General features: G+C 61.8%; 24 protein-coding genes. 14 read left to right on the plus strand and 10 right to left on the minus strand.

The window, feature by feature from the left end; all coding sequences use genetic code 11:
• The first annotated feature begins 129 nt into the window (after positions 1-129).
• Positions 130-609, plus strand: a complete 480-nt coding sequence (locus GH983_RS11975) for a DUF2938 domain-containing protein (protein WP_054151562.1) — start codon at positions 130-132, stop codon at positions 607-609.
• A 13-nt stretch (positions 610-622) separates the two neighbouring features.
• Here the strand turns inward: GH983_RS11975 and GH983_RS11980 are convergent, their stop codons facing one another.
• Together GH983_RS11980 and GH983_RS11985 are read right to left on the minus strand one after the other, a co-directional pair.
• The gene (locus GH983_RS11980; RefSeq protein ID WP_054151561.1) at positions 623-1,546 is read right to left on the minus strand and encodes a neutral zinc metallopeptidase; all 924 of its coding nucleotides are present in this window, start codon (positions 1,544-1,546) and stop codon (positions 623-625) included.
• 82 nt (positions 1,547-1,628) lie between these two features.
• The gene (locus GH983_RS11985) at positions 1,629-2,132 is read right to left on the minus strand and encodes a DUF2306 domain-containing protein (RefSeq protein ID WP_054151560.1); all 504 of its coding nucleotides are present in this window, start codon (positions 2,130-2,132) and stop codon (positions 1,629-1,631) included.
• A gap of 105 nt (positions 2,133-2,237) precedes the next feature.
• On the opposite strand from GH983_RS11985, the gene GH983_RS11990 reads away from it, so the two are divergent.
• Positions 2,238-3,050 (plus strand): LytTR family DNA-binding domain-containing protein, encoded by an 813-nt coding sequence (locus GH983_RS11990; RefSeq protein ID WP_194842713.1) that lies wholly within the window; start codon positions 2,238-2,240, stop codon positions 3,048-3,050.
• A 6-nt stretch (positions 3,051-3,056) separates the two neighbouring features.
• Here GH983_RS11990 and GH983_RS11995 read toward each other — a convergent pair whose 3' ends face one another.
• On the minus strand, positions 3,057-3,725 hold the full coding sequence (locus tag GH983_RS11995; protein WP_054151558.1) for a glutathione S-transferase family protein: 669 nt from the start codon (positions 3,723-3,725) through the stop codon (positions 3,057-3,059).
• Positions 3,726-3,905: 180 nt separating this feature from the next.
• On the opposite strand from GH983_RS11995, the gene GH983_RS12000 reads away from it, so the two are divergent.
• Positions 3,906-4,931 carry a zinc-dependent alcohol dehydrogenase family protein gene (locus GH983_RS12000; RefSeq protein ID WP_153762488.1) on the plus strand — a complete coding sequence of 342 codons (1,026 nt, stop codon included), beginning with the start codon at positions 3,906-3,908 and terminating at the stop codon, positions 4,929-4,931.
• Between the two features lie 9 nt (positions 4,932-4,940).
• Here the strand turns inward: GH983_RS12000 and GH983_RS12005 are convergent, their stop codons facing one another.
• Positions 4,941-6,425, minus strand: coding sequence for an amidase (locus GH983_RS12005; protein WP_210251752.1), 1,485 nt, complete (start codon positions 6,423-6,425; stop codon positions 4,941-4,943).
• A 210-nt stretch (positions 6,426-6,635) separates the two neighbouring features.
• Between GH983_RS12005 and GH983_RS12010 the strand changes: the two genes are divergently transcribed.
• On the plus strand, positions 6,636-9,011 hold the full coding sequence (locus GH983_RS12010) for a methyl-accepting chemotaxis protein (RefSeq protein ID WP_153762490.1): 2,376 nt from the start codon (positions 6,636-6,638) through the stop codon (positions 9,009-9,011).
• Between the two features lie 69 nt (positions 9,012-9,080).
• Here GH983_RS12010 and GH983_RS12015 read toward each other — a convergent pair whose 3' ends face one another.
• Both GH983_RS12015 and GH983_RS12020 read right to left on the minus strand, forming a co-directional pair.
• Positions 9,081-9,809 (minus strand): DUF1868 domain-containing protein, encoded by a 729-nt coding sequence (locus tag GH983_RS12015; protein ID WP_246727397.1) that lies wholly within the window; start codon positions 9,807-9,809, stop codon positions 9,081-9,083.
• 120 nt (positions 9,810-9,929) lie between these two features.
• A complete protein-coding gene (locus GH983_RS12020) occupies positions 9,930-11,024 on the minus strand; it encodes a phosphatase PAP2 family protein (protein WP_246727563.1) in 1,095 nt (364 codons plus the stop codon).
• A gap of 288 nt (positions 11,025-11,312) precedes the next feature.
• Here GH983_RS12020 and carB point away from each other — a divergent pair, with 288 nt between their 5' ends.
• From carB to GH983_RS12040, 4 genes are all read left to right on the plus strand, one after another.
• Positions 11,313-14,795 (plus strand): carbamoyl-phosphate synthase large subunit, encoded by a 3,483-nt coding sequence (carB, locus tag GH983_RS12025; RefSeq protein WP_153762492.1) that lies wholly within the window; start codon positions 11,313-11,315, stop codon positions 14,793-14,795.
• A gap of 10 nt (positions 14,796-14,805) precedes the next feature.
• Positions 14,806-15,063: a DUF4258 domain-containing protein gene (locus GH983_RS12030; protein WP_083229700.1), complete on the plus strand. Its 258-nt coding sequence runs from the start codon at positions 14,806-14,808 to the stop codon at positions 15,061-15,063.
• The gene (locus GH983_RS12035; RefSeq protein ID WP_069043733.1) at positions 15,060-15,254 is read left to right on the plus strand and encodes a DUF2283 domain-containing protein; all 195 of its coding nucleotides are present in this window, start codon (positions 15,060-15,062) and stop codon (positions 15,252-15,254) included. The genes GH983_RS12030 and GH983_RS12035 overlap by 4 nt, the downstream gene beginning before the upstream one ends.
• A gap of 124 nt (positions 15,255-15,378) precedes the next feature.
• A complete protein-coding gene (locus GH983_RS12040; RefSeq protein ID WP_054151550.1) occupies positions 15,379-15,564 on the plus strand; it encodes a hypothetical protein in 186 nt (61 codons plus the stop codon).
• 21 nt (positions 15,565-15,585) lie between these two features.
• Here GH983_RS12040 and GH983_RS12045 read toward each other — a convergent pair whose 3' ends face one another.
• Positions 15,586-16,443: a DMT family transporter gene (locus tag GH983_RS12045; protein WP_083229699.1), complete on the minus strand. Its 858-nt coding sequence runs from the start codon at positions 16,441-16,443 to the stop codon at positions 15,586-15,588.
• Positions 16,444-16,556: 113 nt separating this feature from the next.
• Here GH983_RS12045 and GH983_RS12050 point away from each other — a divergent pair, with 113 nt between their 5' ends.
• From GH983_RS12050 to GH983_RS12060, 3 genes are all read left to right on the plus strand, one after another.
• Positions 16,557-16,985 carry an SRPBCC domain-containing protein gene (locus tag GH983_RS12050; RefSeq protein WP_069043732.1) on the plus strand — a complete coding sequence of 143 codons (429 nt, stop codon included), beginning with the start codon at positions 16,557-16,559 and terminating at the stop codon, positions 16,983-16,985.
• Positions 16,986-17,372: 387 nt separating this feature from the next.
• Positions 17,373-19,007: a cell wall metabolism sensor histidine kinase WalK gene (locus GH983_RS12055; protein ID WP_153762493.1), complete on the plus strand. Its 1,635-nt coding sequence runs from the start codon at positions 17,373-17,375 to the stop codon at positions 19,005-19,007.
• The gene (locus tag GH983_RS12060; protein WP_069043730.1) at positions 19,004-19,708 is read left to right on the plus strand and encodes a response regulator transcription factor; all 705 of its coding nucleotides are present in this window, start codon (positions 19,004-19,006) and stop codon (positions 19,706-19,708) included. The genes GH983_RS12055 and GH983_RS12060 overlap by 4 nt, the downstream gene beginning before the upstream one ends.
• A 58-nt stretch (positions 19,709-19,766) precedes the next feature.
• Here GH983_RS12060 and GH983_RS12065 read toward each other — a convergent pair whose 3' ends face one another.
• From GH983_RS12065 to GH983_RS12075, 3 genes are all read right to left on the minus strand, one after another.
• Positions 19,767-20,333: a phosphoribosyl-AMP cyclohydrolase gene (locus GH983_RS12065; RefSeq protein WP_054151546.1), complete on the minus strand. Its 567-nt coding sequence runs from the start codon at positions 20,331-20,333 to the stop codon at positions 19,767-19,769.
• Between the two features lie 355 nt (positions 20,334-20,688).
• On the minus strand, positions 20,689-22,149 hold the full coding sequence (locus GH983_RS12070) for a UdgX family uracil-DNA binding protein (RefSeq protein WP_153762494.1): 1,461 nt from the start codon (positions 22,147-22,149) through the stop codon (positions 20,689-20,691).
• The gene (locus GH983_RS12075) at positions 22,149-23,378 is read right to left on the minus strand and encodes a putative DNA modification/repair radical SAM protein (RefSeq protein ID WP_153762495.1); all 1,230 of its coding nucleotides are present in this window, start codon (positions 23,376-23,378) and stop codon (positions 22,149-22,151) included. The genes GH983_RS12070 and GH983_RS12075 overlap by 1 nt, the downstream gene beginning before the upstream one ends.
• 267 nt (positions 23,379-23,645) lie before the next feature.
• On the opposite strand from GH983_RS12075, the gene greA reads away from it, so the two are divergent.
• The 3 genes from greA to GH983_RS12090 are packed head-to-tail and all read left to right on the plus strand — an operon-like array spanning position 23,646 to position 26,202.
• Positions 23,646-24,122, plus strand: coding sequence for a transcription elongation factor GreA (greA, locus tag GH983_RS12080; RefSeq protein ID WP_054151746.1), 477 nt, complete (start codon positions 23,646-23,648; stop codon positions 24,120-24,122).
• 22 nt (positions 24,123-24,144) lie between these two features.
• Positions 24,145-25,242, plus strand: coding sequence for a glycosyltransferase family 4 protein (locus GH983_RS12085; protein WP_153762496.1), 1,098 nt, complete (start codon positions 24,145-24,147; stop codon positions 25,240-25,242).
• Positions 25,243-25,245: 3 nt separating this feature from the next.
• Positions 25,246-26,202 carry a glycosyltransferase gene (locus GH983_RS12090; protein ID WP_153762497.1) on the plus strand — a complete coding sequence of 319 codons (957 nt, stop codon included), beginning with the start codon at positions 25,246-25,248 and terminating at the stop codon, positions 26,200-26,202.
• The last annotated feature ends 1 nt before the right edge of the window (position 26,203 follow it).

The raw sequence follows: 26,203 nt of genomic DNA on the forward strand, positions 1-26,203 counted from the left end.
AGATCCGAACCGAAATCCTCTCGAAAAACAGGGGAAGCTGCCTGTTGCCGCGCAAAACGGCCTTTCTTACGGCCGCAAACCGCCCATAGGGTCAACTCTCTATTTCTCGATCACCAGGACGGATGAAGCATGTGGGAACTGATCTGGCGCGGCTCCATCATCGGGATCGGCGCAACACTTGCCATGGACCTCTGGGCCATGTTTCTGACGCTCGCCTTCCGCCAGCCGAAGGCCAACTGGGCTCCCGTCGGACGTTGGTTCTATCACCTTAAATTCGGCACGGTGTTTCATCAAACGATCGCAGATGCTGCACCCTACCGCCACGAACAGGCACTTGGCTGGATCGCGCATTATGCCGTCGGCATTGCCTACGGGATCATCCTCGTCCTCGCGCTCGGCTCAAGCTGGCTTGCCGGACCAACCCTGCTGCCGGCCTGGATCTGGGCGATTGCCACAGTTGCGGCCGGCTGGTTCCTGCTGCAGCCGGGCCTTGGGCTCGGCTGGGCCGCCTCGAAGACGCCGAACCCGAACAAGGTCCGCGCCCTCAATCTCTTGGCCCATACCGCCTTCGGTCTCGGCCTGTGGCTGACCGCACTGCTGATCCGCTGAAAGAACCGGCGCGTCAGATCGCGCCGGAGAAGGTGTCGCAGGCACCGACATTGCCGCTGTCATAGCCACGCTTGAACCACTTCATCCGCTGCGCAGACGTGCCGTGATTGAAGGCGTCGGGCACGACATAGCCCTGGCTGCGCTTCTGCAGTGTATCGTCGCCGATCTGCTGTGCGGCATTCAGCGCCTCCTCGAGATCGCCGTCTGAAAGGATGCCCTCCTTGTCGGCGGATTTGGCCCAGATCCCGGCATAGCAATCGGCCTGCAGCTCGACGCGCACCGACATCTGGTTTGCCTCGCGCTGCCCCATCGAGCGGCGCTGGCGGTTGAACTCCGGCAGAACACCGGTGAGGTTCTGCACATGATGCCCGACCTCATGCGCAATCACATAAGCCTGGGCGAAGTCGCCGGCCGCATCGAACTGCTGCTCAAGCTGGTCGAAGAACTCCGTGTCGAGATAGACCTTGCTATCGGCAGGGCAATAAAACGGACCGGTGGCTGAGGACGCCTGGCCGCAGGGTGATGACGTCGAGCCAGCAAAGAGCACAAGGGTCGGCTCCCGATAGCGTTCGCCGGAGGCCGTAAAGATTGCATTCCAGGTGGTCTCGGTCTCCGCCAGAACCGTCCGCACGAAGGCCGTGGTGTCATCACTGGACTGCCCCTGAGGACGCTGGCCGATCGATTGCTCGTAACCCGATCCGGCGCCCCCGACATTGCCCTCACCAAGAACCTGCAGCATGTCGATGCCCATGGCCTTCAACACGAAGTAGATGACAACAAGGAAAATGATGGTGCCGAAGCTCAAGCCACCGCCGCGCCGCCCGCCCATCGGGAGTTGAATGCCGGAGCGCCCGAACGGGTTGCGGCCAAGGCCACCGGAGGACTGCCCACGCCGGTCCTCGACATTGTTCGACTGTCGCCGGCCTCGCCATTCCATGATGTTGTCCCTCCACGCATCTGCCCCTGACAATGAGAAGATAGCCGAACTGTTCCACGACACCAGCGACAAGTCGCGTGTTTCAGGTTCCCGGCCTGAAATGCCGGGGGGATTTGCGCAACCACCACTGAAGCGCCGCCACGAGGAAGAGTAGCAAACCGATCGCAAACAGATGCCCCTGCCCCTGTCCTTCGCCGAACAACAACTTGTGCATCAGCCGTCCGGGAAGCAGCGTGAAGGCCCCGGCTGTCAGCAGTGCAAAACTGTAGAGGTTGCCCACATGCCGGCGGTGTTCGGCGATGCGCCCCGCACGTGCTGCCGCCACCGCTTGCCAGCTGCCGATCAGTGTGAAGACAGACAAGATGTGGATGGGACTGAAGCCAAAATAGAGCCGCAGTGACTGAATGAAGAAGCTAGAGAGTGCAGTGATCACCATCATCCCGATCCAGAGCCGCCCGAGAAGCCGGTGCGGGCCAGTTCCCTTGCGGCCGACCAGCAGGGTAGCGCCCAGGAGAAGGGCAAAGACGGCTGAGGCGACATGGATCTGGATGGCGAGGGAAGACTGCGTCAGCAGAGAAATCGACATGGGGCTTGCCTTGGAGAAAATCGCGGTTTCAATGGATCGTGTGCCGCTGTTCGCTCGCAAGGCGCCGCGAGACAAATGCTTTGCCGTCGATGTCGAGAGAAATTCGTGAACAGCACCACCCTGCAGTCTGCGCTTCGTGAATGGACCATGCTCATCAGCGCGCCGCGCCTCTGGGCAACATTCGCCATCGTGGTTTCGGTCTTCGTGGCGATCGGCCCATCGGGCACGATGGAGGACATGGGCGTCCTCGAACGCGCCGCCTTCTGGACGCTGCTGCATGGAGCCGCATGGACGATCGCGATTGTGGTCATCACGCTGGCGGAGATTTCGTTTGCCGGACGACTGCACAGCACCCCTCTGCTGCTCGCCATCAATGCCCTGATCGCCGCACCCTTCGTCGCTGCTGCGGTGGAGCTGATCCGTTGGTCATGGCTAGGCGCTGCGCCAAGCCTTCCAGCCTATGGCCGCCAGCTCGTCGTCTGCCTTCCACTCTCGGTGCTCTTCAGTCTCCTCACGCATCTGACGCTGTCGGCCACCACTCCCGAACCAAAATCAGGTAGCGACGCAACGGCTGCGCTCAAACCGCCGAATGACGCGGCCGAGCCAGCGCCGCTGACTGCTCGCCTCAAGCCGGAATTGCGCGGTCCGCTTCTGCATTTGACCGTGGAGGATCACTACACCGTCGTCACGACAACCCGTGGCCGGCAGCTTCTTCTCCTGCGCTTTTCCGATGCCTTGCGCGAAATCGGCGCGACCGATGGCGTTCAAACCCATCGATCCCATTGGGTCGCGGCGAACCATGTCACAGGCCTGGAAAGAGACCGCAGCCGTCTTTTCCTGCGGTTGACCTCTGGCGCCACGGTGCCTGTCAGCCGCAGCTTCACCGAAACCGTGCGCAAGCGTTTCGGCAGAAGCTAAGCCGTTTCAGCTCTTGGCGTAACCGTAGTCCCCACCCCGCGACAGCGCGCGTTGATAGGCGGGGCGCGCGCGGATCCGCTCGATCCAGCCTTTCAGCACGCTCACATCCTTGCCCCCGGCAATTCGGGTCAGACCGGCCTCGACCGGAAAGCTCATCGCGATATCGGCCGCCGAAAATTCCCGGCCCGCGAACCAGCCGTCCTTGCCGACTTCGTTGATCCAGAGGTCGAGATGGTCGGAGAGCTGCGGGTCGAGCAGTTTGCGCGACACGCCCTGGCTGATCATTTTGGCCACAGGCCGGATGAAGAAGGGTACCTGCCCCGGAATGCGCGCAAAGATCAGCTTCATCACCAAAAGCGGCATGGCCGATCCTTCGGCATAATGCATCCAGTATCGATAGCGCAGCCGCTCCTCGGTGCCGGCGGCAGGCCGCAACCCCTCCCCGCCATAGGTCTCGATCAGATATTCCATGATCGCACCGCTTTCCGCGACAACGCGCCCCCCATCCTCGATGACCGGCGACTTGCCGAGCGGATGCACCGCCTTCAGCTCCTTCGGCGCGAGGTATTCCTTCGTCCGATGATAGACCTTGACCTGATAGTCGAGGCCAAGCTCCTCGAGCAGCCAGAGAATGCGGTGGGCGCGCGAGTTGTCGAGATAGTGGACGGTGATCATCAGAGACGGCCCTTTGATTGTCGTTGCTTGAACTGTCTAGCGACCAGCCCGACCGCCGTCGAGGCTGACAGCTCAACTTTGTCGGTGATGGGAAGACAGATCGCACGCGCTGACGGCTTGGCAGCCCTGATCCTGCATGCAAATCTGCAAAGGCAGACAATGCTTTGGGAGGAGTGACTGATGAAGGCGATGCGACTGGAGGCGACGGGCCAGCTTTTCACACGGGAGGTGGAAAAGCCAAAGGCAGGACCGGATGATATCTTGGTGCGCGTAGAAGCCTGCGGCGTCTGCGGCACCGACCGGCATCTCTACCACGGTGAATTCCCCTGCACGCCACCGGTCACCCTCGGCCACGAATTCAGCGGCATTGTCGAAGAGATCGGCAGCGCCGTCACCGGCTTCAAACTCGGCGATCGCATCACGGGGGACCCGAACATCGCCTGCGGTCGCTGCAGCCACTGCGTCAACGGCCGGGTAAATCTCTGCCGGAACCTCAGAGCCATCGGCATTCACCGCGACGGCGGTTTCGCCGACTATGTGGTCGTTCCACACCGTCAGGCCTTTCTCCTGCCGCCAGACCTCGACCCGATGCACGGCGCCTTTTGTGAACCGCTTGCATGCTGCCTGCACGGCATCGATCTCGCCGAGATCAAGGCCGGCTCTTCTGTTGTCGTGCTCGGCGGTGGCGTCATCGGCCTCCTCACGGTACAGCTCGCCCGCTTGGCAGGCGCAGCCACGGTCATCCTCGTGACCCGTCAGGCCGCCCGCCGCAAGCTCGCCGAAGAGCTCGGCGCAACCGCCAGCGTCGACCCTGCCGCAGGCGATGTCGTCATGCAGATCTCCGGCGAGACCGGTCTCGTTCCCGGCGGCGTGGACGTTGTCCTCGAATGCGCAGGCGTCGGCGAAACGGTCATTCAGGCGACGAAGCTCGTCCGTCCGGGGGGCACCGCCGTCATCCTCGGTGTGATGGCGCAAGGGGAAAAGGTGGCGATCGAGCCCTTCGACCTGCTCTTCCGCGAGGTCAAGCTGGTCACCTCCTTCTTGAACCCCTTCACCCACCGCCGCGCAGCCGACCTGATCGCCTCGGGCAAAATCGAGGTCGAGAAGCTGATCTCGCGCAAGGTCTCGCTCGACGATGCGCCCGATGTGGTCAGCAATCCGCCGCAACCGGGCGAGGTCAAGGTGCTCGTCGTGCCCGGCCTGTAAGCGGGGCGGTCAGAGCGGCGGGCGTCTGTCCTTCCAGGGTGCCGCCTGCTCGAGCTGGCCGGCAAGCGCAAACAGCGTGTCTTCGTCGGCGAAACGACCGACGAACTGCATCCCGATCGGCAAGCCCTCTGGCGACCAGCCCGTTGGAACCGACATGGCCGGCTGGCCGGTGACGTTGAAGACAGGTGTCCAGGGAATAAACTCGAAGGTCTGGGCAGCCAGCTGCTCGGCAATCCCGAGCTTCTTCAACAGCCTGCCGCCGCCGACATAGCCGAGCACCGTCAAGAGCTTCTTCTCGATGGCGCTCGGCTGCAAGGCGCCAATCTTGACTGGCAAGGTCGAAAGCACCGGCGTCATCAGCACATCGACATCCTCGAAGAAACCGAGGATGGAGCGGGCCGACAGCGTGAGATAGCGATGGGCGGTGATCAGGTCGGACGCGGTGAAACCCTCGCCCAGGAGCCCCATGCCAAAGGAGGACGCATCGTAGTCGCCGGGACGGATCTTTACCCCGAAGGTCTTCGCCGTGAACTCGATGTCGGCGCGAAGCTCACCGGCAAGAGCCGTCAGGAAGGCCATGGAAAAGGCCTCGCGCTCCACAGGAGGCGCCGCCTCGATCACCTCGTGACCGAGATCGGCCAGAAGCTTCACCGTATCATTGAAGGCAGCCACCACCTCCGGCGCCACGGCCTTGCCGAGCATCGGCTGGCGCGACACCGCGATCTTCAGCTTTCCGGGCGCGCGCTGGCAGGCATCCAGGAATGTGCCTTCCTGCGGCGGCAGCGGATGAGGCGAACCGCGATCCGCTCCATGCGTCGCGTCAAGGACGGCGGCACTGTCGCGCACCGAGCGCGTCAGCACATGCTCGATGGCAAAACCGGACCAGGCCTCGCCGATGAAGGGTCCGGCCGGTGTTCGTCCGCGCGTCGGCTTCATGCCGAAGACGCCACAGGCAGACGCCGGGATGCGGATAGACCCGCCCCCGTCGCCACCGGACGCAATCGGCACCATGCCGGAGGCTACCGCCGCACCCGATCCGCCCGATGAGCCGCCTGGGGTGCGCGTGAGATCCCAGGGATTGCGTGTCGGGCCATTGGCGCCTGGTTCGGTATAGGGTGTCAGGCCAAACTCAGGCGTGTTGGTGCGCCCGGCGATGACGAGGCCGGCCGTCTCCCATCGGCTCACCAATTCGCTATTGCCCTTTGCGACCCGCGTTGCCCAGAGCCGATTGCCATTGCCCGTCGGCACACCGTCAATCTGCGCCAGGAGGTCCTTCACCAGAAACGGAACACCGGAAAACGGGCCGTCCGGCAATCCCTTCGCGACCCGCTGCCGCGCCCGATCGAAAAGCGGTCGGACAACCGCATTCAGCTCCGGATTGACCGTCTCGATCCGCGTTACCGCCGCCTCAAGCACCTCGCCAGCCGAAACCTCTTTGCGCTTGATCAGGTCGGCCAGCGCCAATCCGTCGAAGTCAGCATACTCCCTGAACACTTTCACTCCCCCACTGCCGACTCGTTTGATGGCCCTCACCTTCCGGTCAAACCACACGCCGATCAAGCAAGATCGGATCTAGCGGCCCACCCGAATATAAACACCTACTTAACCATGCAGGGGTAATCTCACCCTGAAAGGCCGGAACAACACCGGCGCGGTGGACGCTGTTTGCCGCAACGAAGTCATAGGCTCATGAGGGAACGGCCCATGTTATTCAAATCTGCAACCAGCAGGAACATCTTCTCGACGGTGGCACTCGGCGTCGTGACGACCATCGGCGTTGCCGCGACAGTGGTGGGCGTCAGCTATGGTACGATCCGTGGCGCCGGTATCGACAAGATGCAGACAGCTGCGTCAGAGGCCGCAGCAGAGGTGAACAAGACGCTCAGCGTCGCACACCAGATGGTCGTTGGCATGGAAGCCTCGATTGCCGCCCTGCGTGCAAAGGGACTGGCCGACCGCGACACAGCCATGGCCGTCATGACGACCACCTTGGAAGGCTTCCCCGGCGCCATCGGCGTTTCGAGCGGCTGGGAACCGAACGCCTTCGACGGGAAGGATGCAGACTTCGTAGGCAAAGCGGCCCACGATCAGACCGGCCGCTTCATGCCCTACATCTACAGGTCGGGTGGAACGATCAAGAGCGACGTGCTCGTCGATTATGACAAGCCAGGCGCCGGCGACTACTACATCCTGCCCGTTACGACAGGAAAAACGGTTCTGCTCGAACCCTACGTCTACCCGGTCGACGGCAAGGACGTCCTGATGACGACGATCTCGATCCCGGTGATGGAGAACGGCAAGGCACTCGGCTATGTCGGCGCCGATATCGACCTCGACAAGACGGCTGCCGATCTCGGGGCAAAGCGCCCTCTTGGCGACGGCTACATCGCCCTCTTGTCGTCCGCCAACGCCTTTGTCAGCCATCCGGACAAGGCGGCCATGGGCAAGGCGCTGAAGGACAGCGGTCTGAACGCAACCGCATGGGAGAGCCTGCTGAAGTCACCGGGTTCGGTCGGCACCATGGTCGACAAGGACGGCATCGAGCGCATGGCCATTGCAGTCCCGATTGAACCCTTCCCCGGCGCCATCTGGAACGTCGTGGTCGCCGTCCCGAGCGCAACCGTGCTCGGTGTCCTGACGGAGACCCTCTGGACCTCCGCTCTCATCATAGCCGGCGCAACCATCATCCTCATTGTTGTCGGCTGGCTGCTCGCCCGCCGCTTCATCGGTCGCATCAATCGCGTCATCGGCCAGACCACCGACATTGCTGCCGGCCGCCTCGACGTCGAACTGACCGACAAGGACCGTCAGGACGAGTTGGGGGATCTCTCCCGCTCGCTCGGCGTCCTCCTGGAGAGCAATCGCAAGAAGGTCGCGCTCGAGAAGGAGGCGGAAGCCCGCTACGAGCTCGAAGAGGTCGAACGCGTCGAACGCTCCAAGGGGCACAAGGCCCGCGAAGAGGAAATCCGCTTCGTCGTCGACGAACTGCGCGCCGGCCTCGCCCGCCTTTCGGACGGCGACATGACTGTCCGGCTCGACAAGGCCTTCTCGCCGGCGCTCGACGAGATCAGGGGCAACTTCAACGATTCGATCGAGAAGCTGCGCGCTGCGATGATCTCGTTCCGCGACAACGCGACCACCATCGAGAACGGCTCGAACGAAATCCGCTCGGCAGCCGACGATCTGGCGCGCCGCACCGAACAGCAGGCGGCTTCCGTCGAGGAGACGTCCGCGGCCCTTTCGCAGATCACCCGCTCCGTCAAGGAATCGACCCAGCGCGCCGAAGAAGCCGGCCAGCAGGTCAGCCGCACCAAGGAAAGCGCCGAACGCTCCGGTGAGGTCGTTCGCTCAGCGGTCGATGCGATGAGCGCCATCGAACAGTCGTCACAGTCGATCTCCAACATTATCGGCGTGATCGACGAAATCGCCTTCCAGACCAACCTGCTGGCGCTCAATGCCGGCGTCGAGGCAGCCCGCGCAGGCGAAGCCGGCAAGGGTTTTGCCGTCGTCGCCCAGGAAGTCCGCGAGCTTGCGCAGCGCTCCGCCAATGCCGCAAAGGAAATCAAGACCCTGATCACGGCCTCCGGCGAACAGGTCAAGCACGGCGTCTCGCTTGTCGACCAGACCGGCGAAGCCCTCTCGGCCATCGTCGCCGAAGTGCAGCAGATCAACACCAACGTCCATGCGATCGTCGAGGCCGCACGCGAACAGTCGACCGGCCTTCACGAGATCAACTCGGCCGTCAACATCATGGACCAGGGCACCCAGAAAAACGCCGCCATGGTCGAGGAAACCAATGCCGCGTCCCACACCCTCGTCTCGGAAGTGCAGGCCCTTTCGGCCCGCCTCGCCCAGTTCAATCTCGGCTCGACCCCGCACGCATCGGCAGCGACTCATGCGCTACGGCCCCACAGCGCTCCGGCTTCGACCCACACCCGCTCAGCGTCTCCTGCCCGTCCGTCGCCTGTCAGCGAAGCCGCCCGTCCGGTAACATCCCCGGCGCGTGCGCTGGCCGGAAAGATCGCCTCGGCCATGGGCGCGAAGCCCGCCCCGAGTGGCGCCGAGTGGGAAGAATTTTGATCGCGCAGGCTCGTCCTGATGCAAGGGATGGCGGGCTCCGGCCCGCCATTTTCGTTTCCGCTTTGCGGTTCACTTCGGCTCGAAGACGAGAAGCTCTTCGAAGTGGTTCATGTCGTCGAAGGCACAGAATGCCGGTGCCCGAAGCTCGATCACCGGCGCACGCCGACGGATCTCCGTTGTGACTTCGTCGAGAAACGGCACCCAGGCCGCCATGGTCTGATCGTCGAAGCGCTCGATCATGTAGGCGAAGGTGATGTGGAAGACATAGGTCTCGTGATCCGGATGCCGGTAGCCGAGCAGATCCGCCAGGCGGTTCCGCCAGTCTTTCAGGATTGCCCGGTCGCGTTCCGTCACACCATCAAGCGTCAGGCCATTCGGGGTGGCATGCGTCACCTCCATGGCAAAGGTGTCACCTGGCTCGAAGCGCGCCAGGCGATCGATGAGGAGCCCCGTCATGTCGTCGACTGGCGTTTCCACTGGCACGTCGGACGGCCAGTAGGGCAGCGCCCGCCGCGTCTCGATGATCCCCTGAAAGAGGGTCATGTGCAGGCTGGAGGCGGCCGTGAAGGCGAGCTTGTCGGCACCGGGCATCTGCGTGAACCGCGAACGTGCATCGGTGATCGCAGCCGCCGCTTCGGACCCCTCGACGAGGTGGCACACGACGGTGTTGCCGCGTTCGCGAAGGAAGGTGCCGGCGGTGTCGTAGCGTTGCCCGAGATGGGGGATCGGGCCCGACATCAGATTGCGAGAGAAAGGAACAAGACGGTCGGGAAGATCTGAGAAAACGTGGGTCGACATGGCATCCTCTGGTTATGGATGCCATTGCGATTAGCAATCGGCTGCAAACGGAGTATGACGATTGCGACTGCGAGCCTCAACGATTGTTCCGCCAGCGCTCCTCGAGTGCATAAACTAAGCTCAATCTTTGCCGTCGATCAGCACGGCTTGCGGGGATCGGAACTGACTACGGGCTTCCCAGCTTTTCAGTAACCCATGGGCGAGCGCGACCACCACGACCGACACGTAACCATCGATGGCATAATGCCAACCGAGATAGACCGAACTGACGACAATCAGCATGGTGTAAGCGGCCGCCAGCCAAGCCAGCTTCGGAAAACGATCCGACAGGAATAGTGCATTCATCGTGATCAACCCCACATGCACGCTCGGAAATGCCGAGATCCCCGAACCAAAGCCGGCGCTCCCGTTTTCATAGATCTGCCACAGATAGAGCTGAAACGACCGAGCCTGGCCGTCCGCGAGGAATGCCAATTGGTCTGCGAAGCGGGAATGATCGCCGGTAACTTCCCCATAGAAGGCGGGCCCAGCAGACAGGAACAAACCGGCCAGCACATTGCCGCAAAAGACCCATACGAACATGAACATCAGCATGTATCTAGTCCGGATACCGTCTGCCCAGGCCGAGGTGGCGACGAAGAACAGCGATGCAAAGCAGATCACGAACCATAGGACGCTGTAGTTCCATTCAAGGATCGCCAGCACGATGGGGTGGCCTGCCAGTGGATAGAGCAGTCGCCAAGGGTCGTAGCCAAAATGGATATAGCGGTCGATGTCGGCATGCAGCGTGTCGTAGCGGAAGCCGTCAGCCAGAATCGGCAGCATGTTCTTGAGAGAAGTGAAGCTTCCTTGAAAGATCATCAGGGCCATGAGCAGAACCATCCCTGCAAACAGCCTGGCGAGCCGCTTCGCCCCGAAGAAGCGCCGATAGGCGCGGCCCCGGTTGCCGCCAAACCGATGGATCCCGCAGACAAGATCGAACGTGATCGCCATCATCGGCATGAACCAGAGAAAAAGTAGCGGCCATTGTACGAAATAGAGAGTGTGGGACGACTGGTCCCAACGGCCGTAAAACTGCAGCACTCCGAAGCAGATGAGCGTGTAAATTGCCACGCAAGCATACACGGCACCATCGCAGCGCATATGCGCCAGCATTTCTCGCCAAAGAGCGAGTAGGCGGCTTTTGACAGTGGTATTCTCAGGAGCTGAAATCATCAGCAATGATAAGCATTCTTTTGCTGAAAATTCCGTAATCGACGGCGCGTCAGGCGCCTACGCGGGACCGGTCGTGATGCCCCTCCGCCGCACGCTGATCGAGTCTCGCCAACGCCATTCGGACAGCGACGCGATTTCCTGTCGGAATCGTCAATTTCGGGGTTCCTTCCCGGCCAACATTTCCCTATAAGCCGCTTCTAGCCTGAAAAGACCATCTCTCTGCGCCCGGCCGGTGACCTCCCTCACCCAGGCCGGTTTTTCGCGCAGGTCAAAGAACGGATAGAGCCCATGCCCAAGCGCCAAGACATCAAGTCCATCCTCATCATCGGCGCGGGGCCGATCGTCATCGGTCAGGCATGTGAGTTCGACTATTCCGGCACCCAGGCCGTCAAGGCGCTGAAGGAAGAAGGATACCGGGTCATCCTGGTGAATTCCAACCCGGCGACCATCATGACCGATCCGGGTCTTGCCGACGCCACTTACGTCGAGCCGATCACGCCTGAAGTCGTCGCCAAGATCATCGCCAAGGAGCGCCCCGATGCGCTGCTCCCGACCATGGGCGGCCAGACGGCGCTGAACACCGCGCTCTCCTTGAAGCGCATGGGCGTGCTCGACCGCTACAATGTCGAGATGATCGGCGCCAAGCCCGCCGCCATCGACATGGCAGAAGACCGCGCCCTCTTCCGCGAAGCCATGACCCGCATCGGGCTCGAAACCCCGAAGTCGATGCTCGCCAACGCAACCGAGATCAAGGACGCCGACCGCAAGACGCATGAAGCCGCCCGCAACGAGCTGAAGGCGAAACTGTCGGGCGCCGAACTCGACAAGGCCCTCGACGAGCTCGAGAACCAGTGGAACCTTGGCGAGACCGACCGCAAGCAGCGCTACATGGGTCATGCCATGGCGATTGCCGCCCAGGCCCTCGACCATGTCGGCCTGCCCGCCATCATCCGCCCGTCCTTCACCATGGGCGGCACCGGCGGCGGCATAGCCTACAACCGTTCGGAATTCTACGAGATCATCAATTCCGGCCTCGACGCCTCCCCGACCACCGAGGTCCTGATCGAAGAATCGGTCCTCGGCTGGAAGGAGTATGAAATGGAGGTCGTCCGCGACAAGGCGGACAACTGCATCATCGTCTGCTCGATCGAAAACATCGATCCGATGGGCGTCCACACCGGCGATAGCATCACGGTCGCCCCAGCGCTGACGCTGACCGACAAGGAATACCAGATCATGCGCAACGCCTCGATCGCGGTTCTCCGCGAGATCGGCGTTGAGACGGGCGGCTCGAACGTGCAGTTCGCCGTCAACCCGGCTGACGGCCGCCTTGTCGTCATCGAAATGAACCCGCGCGTCTCGCGCTCGTCGGCGCTTGCCTCCAAGGCCACCGGCTTCCCGATCGCCAAGATCGCCGCCAAGCTCGCCATCGGCTACACGCTCGACGAACTCGAAAACGACATCACCGGCGGCGCAACCCCGGCCTCCTTCGAGCCGTCGATCGACTACGTCGTCACCAAGATCCCGCGTTTCGCCTTCGAAAAATTCCCCGGCGCCGAGCCGACGCTCACCACCGCGATGAAGTCGGTCGGTGAAGTCATGGCGATCGGTCGTACCTTTGCCGAATCCCTGCAAAAGGCGCTGCGTGGCCTGGAAACAGGCCTCACCGGCCTCGACGAAATCGAGATCCCGGGCCTTGGTCAGGGCGACGACAAGAACGCCATTCGTGCCGCCATCGGCACGCCGACGCCTGACCGCCTGCGCATGGTTGCCCAGGCACTGCGCCTCGGCATGTCGCCGGAAGAAGTCCACGAAGGCTGCAAGATCGATCCGTGGTTCATCGCCCAGTTCAAGGCGATCACCGACATGGAAGCCCGCGTGCGCGAGCATGGCCTGCCAGAGGACGCCGAAAACCTGCGTATGCTCAAAGCCATGGGCTTCTCCGACGCCCGCCTCGCCTCGCTGTCCGGCAAGCGCCCGAAGGAAGTCGCTGAACTGCGCAATGGTCTTGGCGTGCGCCCGGTCTTCAAGCGTATTGATACCTGCGCGGCCGAATTCGCCTCTCCGACTGCCTATATGTATTCGACCTACGAAACGCCCTTCGTCGGCGCGCTGCGCTCCGAGGCAGAGGTCTCCGACCGCAAGAAGGTCGTCATCCTCGGTGGCGGCCCGAACCGCATCGGCCAGGGCATCGAGTTCGACTATTGCTGCTGCCATGCCGCCTTCGCGCTGAAGGACGCCGGCTATGAGGCCATCATGGTCAATTGCAATCCGGAAACCGTCTCGACCGACTATGACACCTCCGACCGCCTCTATTTCGAGCCGCTGACCGCCGAAGACGTGATTGAGATCCTGCGCGCCGAGCAGGAAAAGGGCGAAGTTGTCGGCGTCATCGTCCAGTTCGGCGGCCAGACCCCGCTGAAGCTCGCCGAGGCACTCGAAAAGAACGGCATCCCGATCCTCGGCACCGCGCCCGACATGATCGACCTCGCCGAAGACCGCGACCGCTTCCAGAAGTTGCTGATGAAGCTCGACCTCAACCAGCCGAACAATGGCATCGCCTACTCGGTCGAGCAGGCACGCCTCGTCGCCTCCGAGATCGGCTTCCCGCTGGTCGTGCGCCCTTCTTACGTGCTCGGCGGCCGCGCCATGCAGATCATCCATTCGGAATCGATGCTGCAGTCCTACCTGCTCGACACGGTTCCGGGTCTGGTCCCAGAGGATATCAAGCAGCGTTACCCGAACGACAAGACCGGCCAGATCAACACGCTGCTCGGCAAGAACCCGCTGCTCTTCGACAGCTACCTTACGAATGCCATCGAAGTCGATGTCGATGCGCTCTGCGATGGCGAAACGGTATTCGTCTCCGGCATCATGGAGCATATCGAGGAAGCCGGCATCCATTCCGGTGACTCGGCCTGCTCGCTGCCCTCGCGTTCGCTCTCCAAGGCAACGCTCGACGAGCTGGAACGCCAGACGGCCGCCATGGCCAAGGCGCTCAATGTCGGCGGCCTGATGAATGTCCAGTACGCCATAAAGGACGACGTGATCTACGTTCTCGAAGTGAACCCGCGCGCCTCGCGCACGGTGCCCTTCGTAGCGAAGACCATCGGCGCCCCGATCGCGAAGATCGCCGCCCGCATCATGACCGGCGAAAAGCTCGACGACGCGATCGCCGCTTATGGCGAAAAGCCCGATCCGCGCAACCTGAAGCACATCGCAGTCAAGGAAGCCGTCTTCCCATTTGCCCGCTTCCCCGGCGTCGACACGCTGCTCGGCCCGGAAATGCGCTCGACCGGCGAAGTCATCGGCCTCGACACGGACTTTGCGCTCGCCTTCGCCAAGAGCCAGCTCGGAGCATCCGTCGAACTGCCGCGAGATGGCACGGTCTTCGTCTCGGTCCGCGACGAGGACAAGGCCCGCGTCCTGCCCGCGATCCAGATCCTCACCCAGATCGGCTTCAAGGTCATGGCAACGGGCGGCACTCAGCGCTTCCTCGCCGAAAACGGCATCGACGCGATCAAGATCAACAAGGTGCTTGAGGGACGTCCACATATCGAGGACGCGATCCGCAACCGTCAGGTCCAGCTGGTCATCAACACGACCGACGGCAACAAGGCGATCTCGGACTCCAAGTCGCTCCGCCGCGCAGCCCTGATGCAGAAGGTGCCCTACTATACGACCATGGCAGGAGCCCTGGCGGCCGCCGAAGCCATCCGGGCGCTGAAGAGCGGCCAGCTCGAGGTTCGCCCGCTTCAGAGCTACTTCTGAGGCGCACGAAATGAGCAAGCCGCTCCACTTCACCGCGCACGCAAAAACGGTGATATTGGAGCGGCAACTCGAATTCGACTGGATAGAGCGAACGGTTCGCAATCCAGATTGGTCTGAAAGCGATCCATCAGGCCTACCGACGGAACGACGATTTGGCCGTATTCCTGAACGCGAAGACCGCATCTTGCGGGTAATCTGCTTGGAAAGCGAAACAGAAATCCGTATCATAACGGCGTTTCTCGATCGCAACGCACGGATGCCGAGATGAAGCCCAGACTGGAATATGATGCAGCTGCCGACGCTGCCTATATTCGTTTTTCCACGGAGGCCGTCCTGGAGAGCGAAGAGGTCTCCGAAGGCATCATGCTTGACTACGACCGCGATGGTCGGATCGTCGGTCTCGAAGTGCTCAATGCACGCGCCAATCTGCCGGCCGCTGCACTCGAAGATGCTGCTTGAGCCCTTGAAGATATCAGGATAATCTTTGCTTTAAGGACGAAGTCAACGCTGGAAAAGCGTGACTGCTGCCTATCTATTATCCGGTTGATGATAGTGGTCCGGCACCGGAGGCAGGCTTCCCGTCATGTTTCTCGATCTCAAGAATTACACGCCGCCGCCAGAGCCACCACCGAGCCGGGGGCCGCAGCCACTGACACCGCGCCAGCAGAAGGCGCTGGCCTGGATCGTCGGGTTAAACATCATCCTGCTGTTCATCGCGCCCATCGGTGGGGCAACGGTCATTTCGGGATTGCTCGCATTCTTCAACTAACCAAGCCGAATCTCGACGCGTTCAGGCCTGCCGCTTCTGCTTGGCGAGGATGGCGAAGGCGATGCCGCCAATGACGAAAGCTGCCGCCACGACAAAATGCAGCGTCAGCCTCTCATTGAGGAAAAGGATGGCACCGAGCGCCGCAATCACCGGGACGGACAGCTGAATGAGCGCCGCCTGGAAGGTGGTGAGCCCGCGCAACGCCCTGTACCAGATGGAATAGCCTAGGCCGGAGGCAACGATGCCAGAGCCGAGTGCAAGAAGGATGCCCGCGAGCGTCGCCGTCTCGTAAAGCAGCGCAAAACCCGCCAGCGGCAGGCAGAAGACGGAAGCTCGTACAAAATTGCCGGCGGTCTCGCCGATCGGATCGCGTGAGCCTCGACCGCGCAGCGTATAGACAGCCCAGGCCATGCCCGAGGCGATCATCAACAGGCTGCCAACGAGATCCGGTCGTCCCACGCCGGGCAGGATGAGATAGACGAAGGCGCCGAAAGCGATCGCAAACCCGATCACCTCCCTCAGGCTTGGCCGATCGCCCTTGAAAAGTCCGAAGGCCAGCATGCTCGCCTGGACGGAAGAAAAGAGGATCAGCGCCCCGGTCGCAGCACCAAGCGAAAGATAGGCCGCGGAGAATGCGATGGCATAAACGAAAAGAGCCGCAGCCGCCCACCAGTCCCCCGGCAGGCGTCTGTCAACCGATGCGGACTGAAGCGGCCCGCGTCGCATCAGGCCGTAAAGCACAAGCGCGCCGGAGACGATCCGGACAGCGGTATAGCCTGCGGCCTCGATCGACACTGTCCCCAGCGCTTCTCGCGCCAGAAGCGAATTGGCGGCGAAGGCCAGCATGGCGATGGCGGTCAGTACGAATGTCGAATGCAACTGAAATACCCCTCCTGAACCCTGCCGTGTCGCGAGACTATCCGGCCGGGTCTGCCACGTGTTAAACGCGAAGCCCCCCACATTGGCAAGCTGTGATCGTCTGGAGGTTTTTGATGGAAAAGCTGCACATTGTCACCGAACGTATCTTCGACGTTCCGGCCGAAACCCTCTTCGCCGCCTTTTCCGATCCGGCAACCCTTGCCCGCTGGTGGGGACCGCACGGCTTCACCAACGAAATCACCCATTTCGACTTTTCGCCCGGCGGTGACTGGCTGGTCACCATGACCAATTCCGACGGCACCGGCTTTGCCAATCACTGGACCTTTCAGGCGATAGAACCGCCGTCACGGATCCTGGCGCTCCACCATGAGCCGATGCATGTCTTCACGCTCGAAGTGACGTTCGCCACGGAGGCCGAGGGAACACGCATGACCTGGCTTATGCAGTTTGACGACACGCCGGAAAACCGCGAAATCGAGCGCTTTATCGCAGCCGCCAACCAGCAGAACTTCGACCGACTAGAGGCTGACCTCGGTCTCTGAAGAGGCCATGTTCGCAACCCGTCAACATCGGATCGGCCTCTTAATCCTGTCGATTGCCTTCCTTGATCTATCAATGGACCTCTTGGTCCTGTTTCTCGGCATGCCAGCGATCGTGACCCGACCTCGATCCTTCGGCCACCTAGCCTTTACGGATCGACGACATCTCCAGCTTGATGGTCGCCGGCTTTCTCGACACCCGTTGGGCGACCGCTTCGGTCGGCGCAAGGTGCTTGCTGAGCGGTGGCTTCTTGCGGCGGCATTTCCCACTGCCGTGCGGCACTCAAAGCCACCTTCCAACCGCTCTGACCAGCAGAAAAAAGGATGCCGGCGGCGAGCGGCCCGGTTAGAGAAGAATGACCTCGTCTCAAATCATGACAGCGGCGCACGATGAAACGCACACGACTTGACCTATCCCTGCGTTATGTGACCCAGCTGCGGCTGGCCTTTCTGGGTCTGGCCATCCCAACCGTCATCCTTGCTTTCGCCGGCTGGTATGTGCTGAACGAATCCCAGTACCGCGTAGAGCGCGGGCGGATTGCCCACGACATTTATTCAGCACTCCTCAGTTTCGATCTGGAAAAGGCGGCACTTCGCAACTGGAGCTTCCGCAGATTGCTGAATGAACCCGGAGACCCCGCCCAGCGCAGCGCAATCCTTGAGCGCATGGATGGCCTGATAGCGCGGGTGGCGGAGAAGGCCAGCCTGGCGCGTGACATGGATCGCGCTCGCCACAAGAACCTCGTGGAGCATGAAGAAAGAACGAAGCTTCTTGCCTTTCTGAAGGATGTAGTCGCCAGCCTCAAGCTGGAGACAGCGTCCCTGCTGACATCCCCCTCGCCCACGGTCTCGCGTATGGCCGAGGTCGATATCCAGTTCGGCCAGGTACAGGGGATTTCGCCAGCCCAGGCCCTGAAAAAGGCGCTTGTCGCCGAGGAAATGGCGCTGGAGGCGGAACGGACGCGGGCCAATGCCGGGTTGGCCACCGCACGCCAGCTCTTTCTGTTCGCCGGCGGATTTGGACTGTTTGCCACCTTTGTCCTCGCCACCTTTCTGGTCAGCCGCTTCCGTCAACCGCTGGAACAGCTGGAACAGGGTTTGAGCGCCTATCAAAGGGGCAATTTCTCCTATCGTTTTCAACGCTTTCGCGATCTCGAATTCCGCCACCTCGGCGACCAGCTGAACAGCATGGCGGGTGAGGTTGAACAGTCCCGCAACCGCGCCACCGAAGACCGGATTGAGCTTGAACAGCAGGTAGCCACCCGCACCGCCGAACTCAGCCGCACCGTGGATGAACTTGCGGCATCGGAAGGGGCACGTGCCCAATTGCTTGCCGATATCGGCCATGAACTGCGCACCCCGGTCACCGTGATCCGCGGTGAAGCCCAAGTGGCCCTTAGACAGAAAAATCCTGTCAGCAGCGCCTATCGTTCCGCCTTGGAACGGATCGTCACGGTCTCACGCCAGATGGGACACCTGATCGAGGATCTGTTGGTGCTGGTGCGCGATCCGAAGGCCCGGCCGGTGATCGAGAGTTCAGAGCTGGTACTTGGTGAGGTGCTTCATGCGGCCCTGGAGGCTGCCGGCGCCATGGCGGCCGAACGGGCCGTTCAGCTCAAAGGGCCGGACCCTCTGCCAAAGGATGTGGTCGAGGCTGATCCCAACCGGCTCCGCCAGGTTCTGGTCTGCCTCATCGACAATGCCATCCGCTATTCGCATCCCGGTGGCGAGGTCCAGGTAAGCGTCACGAAAGCCGCGGCTGAGCGTATTGAGATCGACATCATCGACCAGGGCATCGGCATCAGCGCCGAAGACCTGCCCCATGTTTTTGATCGCGGCTGGCGTTCAAGCAAGGCTCGCACGCACAGACCCGATGGTCTCGGACTTGGTCTGGCCATCGCATGGCAGTTAACCGAGGCCCAGGGCGGCAGCCTGATGATCTTGGAATCGCCACAGGGTACCGGCACGCTTGCACGCCTGACCCTGCCGCTGTCGCCGCCATTGACGGATGAGGAGCCTCAATGAACATTCTGCTGATTGAGGACGATGTCCGGGTTGCCGATTTTCTGCAGCGCGGCCTGCAGGCCGAAGGCTATACCGTCACCTGGATCCGAAACGGCCGCGAGGGCCTGGCCGCCGCCGAGACTTTTGCCCGCACCTGCGCGACGGAGAACCTGGCAGGTGTTGTCATTCTTGATGTCATGTTGCCGGAACTCGATGGATTGAGCCTCTGCCAGATGCTACGCCAGCGCAACCATCAGGTCCCGGTGCTGATGTTGAGCGCCATGGGAGAAAGCCAGGAGCGCGCTGATGGCTTGCGACGCGGGGCCGATGACTATCTGGCAAAACCCTTTGATTTCGATGAATTGCTGGCCCGAATTGAAGCGCTGATGCGCCGTGCAAAGCCCACCACTGCGCCCAAGCTTTTGCAGATTGGTCAGATTACGCTGGATCGGCAACTGCCGGGTCTGCGCAGCGCAACTGGCGAGGTCCTGCTCAGTGGATTGGAAATGGCAATGATCGAACTGCTGGCCGCACAGGCCGGGGCAACGGTCAGCCGAGAACGCATTCTGGCGCGGGTCTGGGCGGCCGATCGTGATCCGCTGACCAATGTCGTCGATGTCTATGTCAGCCGGCTTCGGCGTAAGCTTGCCAGTCTGGACCCCGATGTGAAAATCACTGCCATCCGGGGCCTAGGCTATCGCCTGACGGCGACGCGCCCCTGAGGAGTGCTCAGGGGCGCGCAACACAACCAGACAGGCTGAGGTTTGCTGATCGGAAGTGTTAGTTGACGGTATAGGGCAGCGAGGAGTGATGCAGGACGATCCGCAGATTGCCGGCATCGTCAAGCTGATAGCCCCAGGTCTTGTCGACTGTGGTGACCTTGCCTTCGGCATCGGAGATATGGACCTTGCCAATGGTCTGCGCAGTCTTGCCGCTGATGAAGATTGCCGAATTCTCGATCTTGACCGAGGTCCAGCCCTTCAGCGCAAAGCCGGTATCGGCAGGGTAGTTCGGATCATGGCCGACGAAATAGGCGAGCGCCCCTTCGGCCGTCGGCCGGAAGGTCTGCGGCTCGACGGTCAGAGTCGGCTTGAACAGCACCGGGCCGAGGTTATAGCCATAGGCTCCGTCAATCACCGCCTTGGCCGTTGCCTTGGCCTTGTCGATGCCGCCGTCCTTGTAATCCGTGGCGATCTTCACGAGCGCGTCGCCCCAGGCAACCTGGGCGGCCTCGACCTGGGCCTGGGTGATGGTGCTGTCGATGATCGTTGCCTTGACCGGCATCTCCGCCTGGGCGGAGAAGGCAATCATCACAGCAGCAAATGTCGAAACGGCAAATCTGAACATTTCTTGACCTCATTGGCGACGCTGGGACCATCCCAGTGCGTTGGCATGAAGATGGGTCGCGAAGCTGAAAGCTGCATGAGCCGAACATGAACGGAAGATTAAAGGGAGAGATTGCGAGCGGCGGCCACTCCGGCAGTCGCGGGAGCCCGGTCGATCAGCGCTGAGAGTTCGCCGCAAGACGGGAAAAGAAGCCGCCCCTTGGATCGGCATGGCGCGCGACAGCTTTGCCGGCGGGTTCGCACTCTGTTGCGCGCTGGCGACGGCGACGCTCCTCCTGCTCGCCGCCATTGCGACCGATTTGTATGTGCGAACGGCAGTCGAAGAAAGCCGCATCGACGGCCACAGAAGCACCTCGTCAAAGGGCTGGCAGCGTGTCGAAAAGCCGCCGCACGCCTTGAAGATCCGACCGAAAGGCCTCTAGGCTGCGCGCTTTCAGATCCTCGTCGGGCATCCTGAGGATCGCCGCTGGATGCGTCGTGACAAGCAGCATTCGGTTGTCCTGCATCGGGATCGGCATGCCCCGCACCTCGGCGATTGGACGGCTTTCGCCCGTCAGAGACAGATAGGCGGTCGCACCGAGCGCCACGACGATGCGCGGCCGGATGATCTCGATCTCCTTTGAGACCCACCAGCGGCAATGCGCCACCTCACCGGCTTCCGGACGCATATGGATCCGCCGCTTGCCGCGCCGCTCGTATTTGAAATGCTTGACGGCATTGGTGACGTAGACCTGAGTACGGTCGATCCCTGCCGCCGCCACGGCCTCATCGAAGACCTGGCCAGCCGGACCGATGAACGCCTTTCCCGCCAGATCCTCGGTATCGCCGGGCTGCTCCCCGACGAACATGATCGCCGAATCCTCCGGCCCCTCGCCGAACACCGTCTGTGTCGCATGGCAATGCAGCGGACAGCGCGTGCAACTTGCCGCTTCCTCCCGCAGCCGTTCGAGCGGCGGCAGATTGACCGACTCCTCCTCGTCTTCTCGTTCACGCCACTGCGCCTGTAGCCGCTCGTGAAAGGCCGGCGGCTGGCTCGCCTGCCTCTCTGCCATCTCGGCGACCCGCCGCTCCGCACCCGCAATCAGGTCCGGAATGAGCGAGGCCTCCGGCATGTTCTTCCAGTATTTCTTCGGCATTTCCGACTGCATTGCCTTGATCTTCAACCGCGCCGGATTGAAGATATTGGCGAAATAGGTCCGCCAGAGCTCGTCGGTCTCATCCTCCGCTTCCGGCCGGGCGGCCGGCTCGCGCGACGTTTTGAGCTCCTGCCCGTTCCACGCGGCCGAGCCCTTCGGCGTCGCGATCAGCCAGTCCATGTCGGTGAAGCGCCGCTGGAAGAAGCCGGCAGTGCGCGACACTATGAAATGCTCCGGCTCGAACCAGGCAACGAAACGCCGCCGTCCCGCCCGCACACCCTCGACTTCGCGGAACCGCACGAAGGCCTTCATCTTGTGGCTGTCGCGCCTGATATTCTTGATCAAGCGGATGAGGTCCGAGACGTCAGGATCGGAGCTAACCTGCAGAAGGCTGCGTTCCGCCTGCAGCCGCCAGAGAATGCGATAGAGAAGTGAAAATCGAGCCGGATCCGTATGGCAGATCGCCGCCTCCGCCGCCTCCATGAAGCCCTTCGGCACGACGATCCCGGAAGGCACATCGACAGGCCCGGTCTCTGGCGGCATCGCGCCTAAGAGATCGCCCCCCTCGCCCGAAAGCTGCCAGCGAACCTGATCGGGTGTCACCCGATCAGCCAGGAGCGAACGTGCAGCATCGCGCCACTCGGCGAACGCCCCTCGCCCTTCGAGCGTGACGGTTCGCATCAGAATAGCGACAGCTGCTCGGCCGGTGGCGCAAACACCGCTCGCAAATCGGTCCGATCGAGGCTGCGATTCGGCGACCATCCCTCGGCGACGATGAAGGACCGTACCTTCTTGAGCGACACACCAAGACGCGTCAGGTCCTCGATCCGCACGCGCCGATGGCGGCGAGCCGAGAGCAAGCCGTTCACAGTCTTCGTCCCAAAACCCGGGACACGCAGTAGCGTCTCCCGATCCGCCTTGTTGACGTCAACAGGAAAACGATCGCGGTTCGCCAGCGCCCAGGCAAGCTTGGGATCCAGCTCAAGATCGAGCATGCCACCCTGCCCGATCGACGAAATTTCCTCGACCGAGAAACCATAGAAACGATAAAGCCAGTCCGCCTGATAGAGCCGATGCTCGCGCATCAAGGGCGGCTTGATCAGCGGCAGGTTTTTCGAGCTGTCGGGGATCGGGCTGAAGGCGGAGTAGTAGACACGCTTCAACCCGTAACTGCTGTAGAGCCGCGCGCTGGAGCCGAGGATCGTCGCATCATTGGCGCCGTCAGCCCCGACGATCATCTGGGTACTCTGGCCGCCGGGCACGAACTTCTTGCGCCGTCCGGTGAGCGTCGGCTCGCGCGCCTCGTCGATCTTCAGCCTCAGATCCGCCATCGAGCGGCGGATGTTGACCGGACGCTTCTCCGGCGCATAGCGCTCCAGCCCGTGATCGGTCGGCAGCTCGATATTGATCGACAGGCGATCGGCATAAAGCCCCGCCTCCTCGACCAGATGCGCGGATGCCTCAGGGATGGTCTTCAGATGGATATAGCCGCGAAACTCGTGCTTGGTGCGCAGGTCCCTGGCGATCTTCACCATTTCGGCCATCGTATCATCCGAGGATTTGATGATCCCGGAGGAGAGAAACAGGCCCTCGATGTAATTGCGACGGTAGAATTCGATCGTCAGCCAGACGACCTCGTCCGGCGTGAACCGCGCCCGTTCGACATTGCTCGAAGAGCGATTGATGCAATAGGCACAGTCATAGATGCAGAAATTGGTGAGCAGGATCTTCAGAAGCGAGATACAGCGGCCGTCAGGCGCGTAGGCATGGCAGATGCCCGACCCCTCTGTCGAGCCGAGACCGCCAGAGGCGGACGAGTCGCGTTTGGTCGTCCCGCTGGACGCGCAGGAGGCATCGTATTTCGCAGCGTCGGAGAGAATGGCGAGACGTTCTTTGAGCGACTTCTTCATGGAAATGTTCTCTATACGTTCCCATGACAATGGTCAAGTTTCCGCCTTGCGACATTGCGTCCACCGGGCATCATGATCGTTGATTTCGCTGATTTTTCTTGCCGTCAGGTCGGCTTTAGGAGGCGCCCGACGAAAACTCTGGAAATTGCGCAAAGCATTCTGCTATAGTCTGCCGTAACGTGATTTGTGACTGGTTCCGCAGCTTTGCTTCGGAACCTGTTTTCTTTTGTGCCCGCGCTCGCGGCCATGAAGACGAAGGAAGAGGAAATGGTAGACAAAGTACCGATGACGCAGAACGGTTTCGAAAAGCTCAGCGAAGAGCTGCGCTGGCGTCAGCAGGAAGAGCGTCCGCGCATCATCGAGGCAATTGCCGAGGCGCGCGCTCATGGCGACCTTTCCGAAAATGCGGAATATCACGCCGCCAAGGAAGCACAGAGCCACAATGAGGGCCGCGTCGGCGAACTGGAAGACCTGATCGCCCGCGCAGAGGTCATTGACCTCTCGAAGATGTCTGGCTCGAAGATCAAGTTTGGCGCGACAGTCAAGCTGATGGACGAAGACACCGAAGAAGAGAAGACCTACCAGATCGTCGGCGACCAGGAAGCCGACGTGAAGGCCGGCCGCATCTCGATCTCCTCGCCGATCGCCCGCGCGCTGATCGGCAAGGAAGCTGGCGACAGCATCGAAGTCGTCGCCCCCGGCGGCTCCAAGGCCTACGAGATCCTCGCGGTCAAGTGGGGTTGATCTAGGCCGGAAGGGCTCCTCTGTGGCGCAATCCCTCGACGACATCACGGTGATTGCGCCGCATTTCAAGCGGCGCCTCTCCGGCGTGACATCGACCGTGATCCAGCTCGTGCCGGAACAAAGGCGCCAGGGTCTAGGCATCCTGACGCTTGGTCCCGGCCTGCCCGGTCACCTGCCGAAAATGCGCTGGGCCGAGCTACCCGGCCTCTGGAAGCGGCCGAACGCTACCCCTGCCCGCGTCTGGCATGCCCGTCGCAACAACGAGATGCTGGTGGGCCTGATCCTCCGCGACATCTTCCGCATGCCCCTGAAGCTGCTCTTCACGTCTGCGGCCCAAAGGCATCACAGCCGCTACACCCGCTGGCTCATCTCGAAGATGGACGGCGTGGTTGCGACGAATGGAAAGTCCGGTTCTTTTCTCAAGGTCCCGCATCGCGTCATTCGCCACGGCGTGGACCTTCAGCTGTTTCATCCGTCGGACAAGCTCGACACGAGCCTTCCCGAAGATCTGAAGGGCCGGCATCTGGTCGGATGTTTCGGTCGGGTGCGCCATCAGAAGGGTACGGATCTCTTCGTCCACACCATGATCGAGCTCCTTCCGGGCAATCCGGAATGGACGGCCGTGATATCTGGCCGGATCACCGCGGAACACACGGCCTTTGCAGACAAGCTGAAGGCCGACATCGCCGCTGCAGGCCTGACAGACCGCATCCGTTTCCTCGGCGAAGTCGATGACATCAAGCCGTGGTATCGCCGTCTGACGCTCTACGTCGCCCCCTCGCGCAACGAGGGCTTCGGCCTGACGCCGCTCGAGGCCATGGCTTCAGGCACCGCCGTGGTTGCAAGTGACGCCGGCGCCTATGCCGAGATGATCATCGAAGGCGAGACCGGCTCCGTCGTGCCGGCCGGTGACTATGGGCGCCTGCGCGATGCCATCTCGACATTTCTGGAGCCGCAAAAGGCAATGGAGGCCGGTCGACGCGGGCGCGAACACGTCGAAGCGGCGTTCGGGCTGGAACGCGAAGCGGATCAGCTGGCCGACGTTTACGCAAGCCTGCTCGGGACTACCCTGCCCCAGGCAAGTGCCCGCCCCAAGCCCGCAACATCCGGAACAGTTTGACCGATGGCCGACCGCGATCTGCTCGACATCCTCATTGTCAACAAGGACAACAGTTTCGGGCTGACACGCGACACGTCGCTGCTGATCGAAGCACTGGCCTCCATCGGCCGCTCCGAGGGTGTGGCAACAAAAGGCATTCGGGCAAGAAAGTTTTTCGACCGGATCCTCGGCCGCAAGCAGGCCAAAACCATCATCCATATCGAACGCGCCTTTCCGCACTGGTTCAGCGCCAGCAGGTTAAACTTGCTCTGCCCGAACCAGGAGCGCTTTCCGCGCCGCCACATTGGCCGGCTGAAGAGTATTGACCTGGTTCTGGCCAAGAGCCGCCATGCCGAAGAGATTTTCCGCAGCCTCGGGGCCTCCACCGCCTATGTCGGCTTCACCTCGGAAGACCGGCTCGACGAGAGCATTGCCAAAAACTGGAACAGCTTCTTCCATCTGGCGGGCGGCAGCACGCTGAAGGGCACGGAAGACGTTATCGAATTATGGTCCCGTCATGCGGAGTGGCCGGAACTGGTTCTGGTCCAGCGCGACCCGCATCCGAAGGCCGCCGGGATCCCCAATATCCGTGTGGTCAGCGGCTACACCACCGATGCCGAACTCAGGCAATGGCAAAACAGTTGCGGGATCCACCTCTGCCCGTCTCGCTCCGAAGGCTGGGGCCATCATCTGGTCGAAGCGCTCTCCGTCGGGGCGGTCACCGTCACCACCGACGGCCCGCCGATGAACGAGCACGTGACCGCCGATTGCGGCATTCTCATTCCCTATGGACGCACGGAGCCCAGACATCTGGGCACCAATTATCTCGTTGATCTCGAGGCGATGGAAAAGATCATCGAGAACCTGCTGACAATGGACGTGGCAGAAAAACAGGCGCTGGGCAGTGCTGCGCGCCAACGTTTCGTCGAGATCGACACAGGCTTCCGCACGAGATTGGCAGAAGCGCTGAAACCTTTCTGAG

The sequence above is a fragment of the Agrobacterium sp. MA01 genome, assembly GCF_009650195.1.
In the GTDB taxonomy this organism is placed as follows: Bacteria; Pseudomonadota; Alphaproteobacteria; order Rhizobiales; family Rhizobiaceae; genus Allorhizobium.

Excerpts from the sequence above, each read along its gene's own strand:
- GH983_RS12065 (WP_054151546.1), bottom strand. The coding sequence starts at position 20,333 with ATGTTCAGATTTGCCGTTTCGACATTTGCTGCTGTGATGATTGCCTTC.
- greA (WP_054151746.1), top strand. The coding sequence starts at position 23,646 with ATGGTAGACAAAGTACCGATGACGCAGAACGGTTTCGAAAAGCTCAGC.
- GH983_RS11985 (WP_054151560.1), bottom strand. The coding sequence starts at position 2,132 with ATGTCGATTTCTCTGCTGACGCAGTCTTCCCTCGCCATCCAGATCCAT.
- GH983_RS12015 (WP_246727397.1), bottom strand. The coding sequence starts at position 9,809 with ATGTCGACCCACGTTTTCTCAGATCTTCCCGACCGTCTTGTTCCTTTC.
- GH983_RS12075 (WP_153762495.1), bottom strand. The coding sequence starts at position 23,378 with ATGAAGAAGTCGCTCAAAGAACGTCTCGCCATTCTCTCCGACGCTGCG.
- GH983_RS11980 (WP_054151561.1), bottom strand. The coding sequence starts at position 1,546 with ATGGAATGGCGAGGCCGGCGACAGTCGAACAATGTCGAGGACCGGCGT.
- GH983_RS12020 (WP_246727563.1), bottom strand. The coding sequence starts at position 11,024 with ATGATTTCAGCTCCTGAGAATACCACTGTCAAAAGCCGCCTACTCGCT.
- GH983_RS12060 (WP_069043730.1), top strand. The coding sequence starts at position 19,004 with ATGAACATTCTGCTGATTGAGGACGATGTCCGGGTTGCCGATTTTCTG.
- GH983_RS11995 (WP_054151558.1), bottom strand. The coding sequence starts at position 3,725 with ATGATCACCGTCCACTATCTCGACAACTCGCGCGCCCACCGCATTCTC.
- GH983_RS12035 (WP_069043733.1), top strand. The coding sequence starts at position 15,060 with ATGAAGCCCAGACTGGAATATGATGCAGCTGCCGACGCTGCCTATATT.
- GH983_RS12090 (WP_153762497.1), top strand. The coding sequence starts at position 25,246 with ATGGCCGACCGCGATCTGCTCGACATCCTCATTGTCAACAAGGACAAC.
- GH983_RS11975 (WP_054151562.1), top strand. The coding sequence starts at position 130 with ATGTGGGAACTGATCTGGCGCGGCTCCATCATCGGGATCGGCGCAACA.
- carB (WP_153762492.1), top strand. The coding sequence starts at position 11,313 with ATGCCCAAGCGCCAAGACATCAAGTCCATCCTCATCATCGGCGCGGGG.
- GH983_RS12040 (WP_054151550.1), top strand. The coding sequence starts at position 15,379 with ATGTTTCTCGATCTCAAGAATTACACGCCGCCGCCAGAGCCACCACCG.
- GH983_RS12070 (WP_153762494.1), bottom strand. The coding sequence starts at position 22,149 with ATGCGAACCGTCACGCTCGAAGGGCGAGGGGCGTTCGCCGAGTGGCGC.
- GH983_RS12055 (WP_153762493.1), top strand. The coding sequence starts at position 17,373 with ATGAAACGCACACGACTTGACCTATCCCTGCGTTATGTGACCCAGCTG.
- GH983_RS12010 (WP_153762490.1), top strand. The coding sequence starts at position 6,636 with ATGTTATTCAAATCTGCAACCAGCAGGAACATCTTCTCGACGGTGGCA.
- GH983_RS12030 (WP_083229700.1), top strand. The coding sequence starts at position 14,806 with ATGAGCAAGCCGCTCCACTTCACCGCGCACGCAAAAACGGTGATATTG.
- GH983_RS12050 (WP_069043732.1), top strand. The coding sequence starts at position 16,557 with ATGGAAAAGCTGCACATTGTCACCGAACGTATCTTCGACGTTCCGGCC.
- GH983_RS12000 (WP_153762488.1), top strand. The coding sequence starts at position 3,906 with ATGAAGGCGATGCGACTGGAGGCGACGGGCCAGCTTTTCACACGGGAG.